Source organism: Dolichospermum circinale AWQC131C (assembly GCF_000426905.1).
Lineage (GTDB): Bacteria > Cyanobacteriota > Cyanobacteriia > Cyanobacteriales > Nostocaceae > Dolichospermum > Dolichospermum circinale.
Genome location: NZ_KE384654.1, coordinates 222 through 6078, shown reverse-complemented (window position 1 = coordinate 6078; position 5857 = coordinate 222). Strand labels below are relative to the sequence as shown.

At 37.7% G+C, this 5857-nt stretch carries 5 protein-coding genes; 4 read left to right on the top strand and 1 reads right to left on the bottom strand.

What is annotated here, in order from left to right:
- A partial coding sequence (locus ACIR131C_RS24075) for an Eco57I restriction-modification methylase domain-containing protein (protein ID WP_035372626.1) occupies positions 1–1347 on the top strand: 1347 nt, incomplete at its 5' end.
- Between the two features lie 82 nt (positions 1348–1429).
- On the opposite strand, the gene hemL is transcribed toward ACIR131C_RS24075, so the two are convergent.
- On the bottom strand, positions 1430–2728 hold the full coding sequence (hemL, locus tag ACIR131C_RS0120045; RefSeq protein WP_028091598.1) for a glutamate-1-semialdehyde 2,1-aminomutase: 1299 nt from the start codon (positions 2726–2728) through the stop codon (positions 1430–1432).
- Positions 2729–2865: 137 nt separating this feature from the next.
- Between hemL and hisIE the strand changes: the two genes are divergently transcribed.
- The 3 genes from hisIE (at position 2866) to ACIR131C_RS0120030 (ending at position 5855) form a co-directional block, all read left to right on the top strand.
- Complete coding sequence (gene hisIE / locus ACIR131C_RS0120040; RefSeq protein ID WP_028091597.1) at positions 2866–3516, top strand: bifunctional phosphoribosyl-AMP cyclohydrolase/phosphoribosyl-ATP diphosphatase HisIE; 651 nt, start codon at positions 2866–2868, stop codon at positions 3514–3516.
- Positions 3517–3701: 185 nt separating this feature from the next.
- Complete coding sequence (gene tftA, locus ACIR131C_RS0120035) at positions 3702–5051, top strand: hormogonium tapered terminus morphoprotein TftA (protein ID WP_028091596.1); 1350 nt, start codon at positions 3702–3704, stop codon at positions 5049–5051.
- 144 nt (positions 5052–5195) lie between these two features.
- Positions 5196–5855 carry a rhomboid family intramembrane serine protease gene (locus ACIR131C_RS0120030; protein WP_028091595.1) on the top strand — a complete coding sequence of 220 codons (660 nt, stop codon included), beginning with the start codon at positions 5196–5198 and terminating at the stop codon, positions 5853–5855.
- Positions 5856–5857 lie beyond the last annotated feature (2 nt).

Sequence of the window (5857 nt, the reverse complement as noted above, 5' to 3'; positions counted from 1 at the left end):
TATGAAAATGCTTTAGAATGGCGTTTTGAATTTCCTGAAGTGTTAAATAATGATGGTGTTTTTATTGGTTTTGATGTGGTTATTGGAAATCCTCCTTATATTAGACAGGAAGAAATTAAAAAATTAAAACCAATTTTGCAGACAAATTTTATTACCTATTCGGGAACTGCTGACTTGTATGTATTTTTCGTGGAAAGGGGATTTAAAATTCTTAAAACTAAAGGTCAATTTTGTTATATAATGCCTAATAAATGGATGCAAGCGGGTTATGGAAAAGCTTTAAAAACCTATATTTTAGAAAATCAATTACAAGGGATTATTGATTTTGGTGATATTCAAATATTTGAAGAAGCAACTACTTATCTTTGCATTCTGAATGCTTCAAAACAGACAAATATTAATAATAATTTTATTTCTGCTGCTGTGAAAACACTTAATTATAATAATGGATTTACAGCATATATAAAAAGTATTTCTAATCAAATAACAGTTGAAACCTTAAATGATGAAATTTGGGTAATTTCTTCTGATAGTGATCAGAAATTACTATCAAGAATTAAAAGTAACTGTGTTTCACTCGCTGAATATATTGATAATAAATCATTTCGTGGAATCTTAACAGGTTTAACAGAAGCATTTGTCATTAGTAATGAAACTTGTAAAGAAATAATCAGCAAAGATAGTCGAAATTCAGAAATAATTCGCTCATTTATTTTAGGTCGTAATATAAAACCTTATATAATTCCTGAAGTGGAAAATTATTTAATAAAAATTGAAAAAGGCCTTACCAATTCATTTAGAGAAAATCAAGATCCTTGGATATGGTTTTCCGAAAATTATTCAGCAGTTTCTAATTATTTAAGTCTATTTAAAGATAAAGCAGAAAAAAGAACGGATAAAGGTGATTACTGGTGGGAGTTGAGAGCCTGTGATTATTATCAAGAATTTGAAAAACCTAAAATAATGTATCAAATATTTCAGACAAAATCATGTTTTATTTATGATGAACAAGGACTATACTGTAATAATTCTATGTGGATTATTTCCAAAGCAGATAAGATTTTATTAGCTATTCTTAATTCAAAAATGGGTTGGTGGCTAATTTCAAAATACTGTACCGCTATTCAAAATGGATTTCAATTAATTTGGAAATACTTTGGACAAATCCCAATTTCTCAAGCAAATCCAAAAGAAGGGGAAGTTATTACTTCCCTTGTTGATCAAATTCTCACTGCTAAAAAATCAGATCCAAAAGCAGATACAACCGCATTAGAAACAGAAATAGATCAACTAGTTTATCAACTTTATGAGTTAACACCAGAGGAAATTAAAATCATAGAAGGGTAAACACCACAAATTCCAGATCCCCGACTTCTTTTTTATTTGATACAAGAAGTCGGGGACAGTTGATATTACTTAAATAAAGATGTTACAGACTAGATAGGACATCTTTCGCAGCCGCTAAAGTCTGTTCAATATCTTCTTTAGTGTGTGCTAAGGAAGTGAAACCAGCTTCAAATTGAGACGGTGCTAGGTAAATACCATGTTCTAACATTCCGCGATGAAAACGACCAAATTTCGCTGTATCAGCCTTTTTAGCGTCTTCATAATTATGAACTGGTCCAGAGGTGAAAAACAACCCAAACATCGCGCTAATATTACCACCACAAGCAGCATGACCCGTATCAGCACAGATTTTTAACAATCCATCAGCTAACTGTTTAGTAATCTGTTCCAAGTATTGATAAGTACCCGGTTTGCTGAGTAATTCTAGGGTTTTAATCCCCGCTGTCATAGCTAAAGGATTACCAGAAAGAGTTCCTGCTTGATACACTGGACCTGCGGGAGCAATCATAGACATGATTTCGCGGCGACCACCGTACGCGCCCACTGGTAAACCGCCACCAATGACTTTACCTAAAGTTGTTAAGTCGGGAGTAATACTAAATTTTTCCTGAGCGCCACCGTAAGCAATCCGAAAGCCTGTCATGACTTCATCAAATACTAATAATGCACCATATTCATGGGTAAGTTCCCTGAGTCCTTCTAAGAACCCAGCATCAGGGGTAATAAAACCGGCGTTACCAACTATGGGTTCAAGAATGATACCAGCGATTTCCCCAGGGTTTTGTTCAAATAGGGCTTTTACCGCTTCTAAATCATTGAAAGGGGCGGTTAAAGTGCTGGCTGTGGTAGCTTTGGGTACTCCGGGTGAATCAGGTAAACCCAGAGTAGCGACTCCAGAACCGGCTTTGACCAAGAACATATCAGCGTGTCCGTGATAACAGCCTTCAAACTTGATTACTTTTTCTCTGTTAGTGAAGGCTCGCATGAGCCGTAATACAGCCATACAAGCTTCTGTACCAGAGTTGACAAATCTGACCATTTCCACGCTAGGAACAGCGTCAATGACCATTTCCGCTAAAATGTTTTCTAGGACGCAGGGAGCGCCAAAACTGGTCCCTTTGTCTAGGGCTGTGTGTAGTGCGGAAATGACTTCCGGGTGAGCATGACCACAAATGGCTGGTCCCCAAGTACCAACATAGTCAATGTATTTGTTACCGTCTACATCCCAAATATATGCGCCATTAACACGATCAAATACTATTGGTTGTCCACCTACGGATTTAAACGCACGCACGGGAGAACTAACCCCTCCGGGCATAAGTTTTTGAGCAGCAGCAAAGATTTCTTGTGATTTTGTGGTTTTAATTGAGGTATTTACCAAGGTTTCCTCCCTAAACTGGGGAAATAAATAATTTATGCTCTATCTTAGGATAGGTCGAAAAGTTACTCAGAATTTCTATGATCTAGAATTAACCGAAAATGCTATGTTAGGTCAAAGATTATTCTAAATTAACTGCTATGTCCTCTCCCCAACTGTTATTACTCTCATCTGCTATCCCTGTGGACAAAATTCGCTATGATGACAAGGGTTTAGTTCCGGCTATTATCCAAGATTATCTAGATGGTACGGTACTAATGATGGCTTGGATGAATCAAGAATCTTTACAAAAGACTTTAGAAACTGGGGAAACTTGGTTTTGGAGTCGTTCCCGTCAGGAATTTTGGCACAAAGGGGCAACTTCTGGCCATATTCAAAAGGTGCAAAGTATTCGTTATGATTGCGATAGTGATGCTCTGTTGGTGGTTGTGGAGCAATTGGGTGATGTTGCTTGTCATACGGGGGAGCGTAGTTGTTTTCACCAGGTTGGTGGGACGGTGACACCACCACCAGGGGATAGTTTATCACAATTGTTTGCTGTCATCTGCGATCGCCGGGATGATCCTAATGAAACTTCTTATACCTGTAAATTATTGGCAGGTGGTGATAATAAGATTTTGAAAAAGATTGGTGAGGAAAGCGCGGAGGTGGTTATGGCTTGTAAAGATAATGATAGTGATGCGATCGCTGGTGAAGTCGCGGATTTATTTTATCATACTCTGGTAGCTTTGGCATATCATCAAGTTGATTTGAGAGATGTGTATCGGAAATTACATGAGCGGCGAAAGTAATTAGACATCTCCGAGAATTAAATGTGCGTGACTTACAACCCTTGTAGAGACGTTCCATGGAACGTCTCTACAATATTTTTCACCAGATGTCTATTGCGGAAGAGGCAAGAGGTAAGACTATTAAAACCTACCGCAATATGGGGTAAAATAGCAATTGCTGGGACTTAATAACGGAAATAGGAAAAATGGGACGTATTTTTATTTCTGCTGCCCATGGTGGCATGGAATCCGGTAAAAATGATCCCGGAGCGATCGCTGGTGGGACGACGGAAGCAAAGGAAATGATTCTCTTGCGGGATTTAGTGGTGACGGAACTCCGCAGCCGTAATTTAGAGGTTTTAGCCGTTCCTGATGATTTAAGCGCGGCTAAAACCATTCTTTGGATTAATGCCCGCGCTAATGTTAAGGATGTGTCCGTAGAAATTCAAGCTAATGCTGCTAGTAGTCCCTCTGTCCGGGGCGCAAGTGTATTCTATATTGCCAAAAATCAGCAACGTCAACAAAATGCAGAACTGTTATTGAAGAGACTTTTAGGCCGTGTCCCTCAATTACCGAGTCGCGGAGTTAAACCAGATACAGATAGCGGCTTGGGTAAATTACAGTTTTGTCGTCAAACTACAATTCCAGCTTTATTACTACAGGTTGGTTTTTTAAGCAGTCCTGAAGACCGCGCTTTGTTACAAAATCGTCGTCGTGATTTTGCTGTGGGAATTGCTGAGGGATTGGCTGCTTGGAATCAGGTCAATGATCCTAAACAAGCAACTCCTCAAACTGATTATACTAATATAGATATCAATATTAATGGACAAAATTACTCGGAACAAGGATTATTAATTAATGGTAATTCTTATATTCCCATTGATTTAGTAGATCGTTTACGGGTTGATCTTTCAAAAGTCCCTAATTTGCGCCGGATTACCTATCGTCAAATAGTTTACGTCAAAGCAATTGAACTGCGAGAGTCTCATGTTGCTGTTGATTGGGATAGTGCTAAATGTGTTGTGAAATTACGCTCAATTTCATCCATTTGTCTAGCACAAATTAATCAAATTATCTCCAATGGTAATACATCAGAATTACAGCTACAACTTTTTCTCAAAAACAATAATCAAAATGCTCTGATCCAGTTTCCTGATCTTCCTAAACTATATCGAGAAGAAGCAAATATTGAGGGAGTAAATTATGATATTGCTTTTTGTCAAATGTGTTTAGAAACTGGATTTTTACGCTTTGGTACTGATATTAAACCCCAGCAAAATAACTTTGCCGGTTTAGGTGCAGCTAGTGGTGGGTCTCAAGGAGCATCATTTCCTAGTGCGAGGATTGGTGTCAGAGCGCATATTCAACATTTAAAAGCTTATGCCAGTTTAGAACCTTTGGTACAGGAACAGGTAGATCCTAGATTTCGCTTTGTTACCAGGGGTGTTGCTCCCTCAATTAATCAATTATCAGGACGTTGGTCCGCAGATTTGGATTATGGAACTAAAATTACATCTATTATCCGTAGACTCTATGAATCAGCAAGTATTTTGTAACATTGGTCATTAGTAACGTACCTTATATGCCCGGGGGTGACGCTGGAACTAACACACCCTACTGTTCTGTTCCCTGTTACCTGTTTCCTATTCCCTCTAATTAAGCGTTATAGTGCTATTAGTTAATTATTAGGAACAAAATTTGTGTTTCCCCTCTATGATGAAAATCCGACCCGAATTACCCCATATTTTACCTATGGGTTAATAGGAATGAATGTTGTAGTATTTCTCCATGAAGTAAGTTTATCAAATACACAACTAGAACAGTTCTTCCAATTGTATGCTGTTGTACCTGAACAATTAACTACTAACTGGAGTGGTGAATGGACAACCTTATTTACTTCTCAATTTTTACATGGAGGTTGGTGGCACTTAATATCAAATATGATCTATCTTTGGGTTTTTGGTAATAATATTGAAGACCGTTTAGGACATTTAAAATATCTATTTTTTTATTTAACTTGTGGTGCATTGGCGGCTTTATGTCAATGGTTTATTGGTATCAACTCTATTATTCCTTCCTTGGGAGCAAGTGGAGCTATTTCTGGTGTTTTAGGTGCATATTTAATCTGGTTTCCTAGCGCCAGAATTACCACTTTAATCTTTTTAGGTTTTTTTATCACTACAATTAATGTTCCTGCATTGGTAATTATTGGGATTTTCTTTATCCAAAATCTGATTTCTGGTTTTGCTAGTCTACAAACAGCAGCTAACATGAGTGTAGAAACCGGGGGAGTTGCTTATTGGGCGCACCTGGGTGGTTTTATTGTGGGCATGATTTTTGCTTTTTGGCATAGGGAATAGTA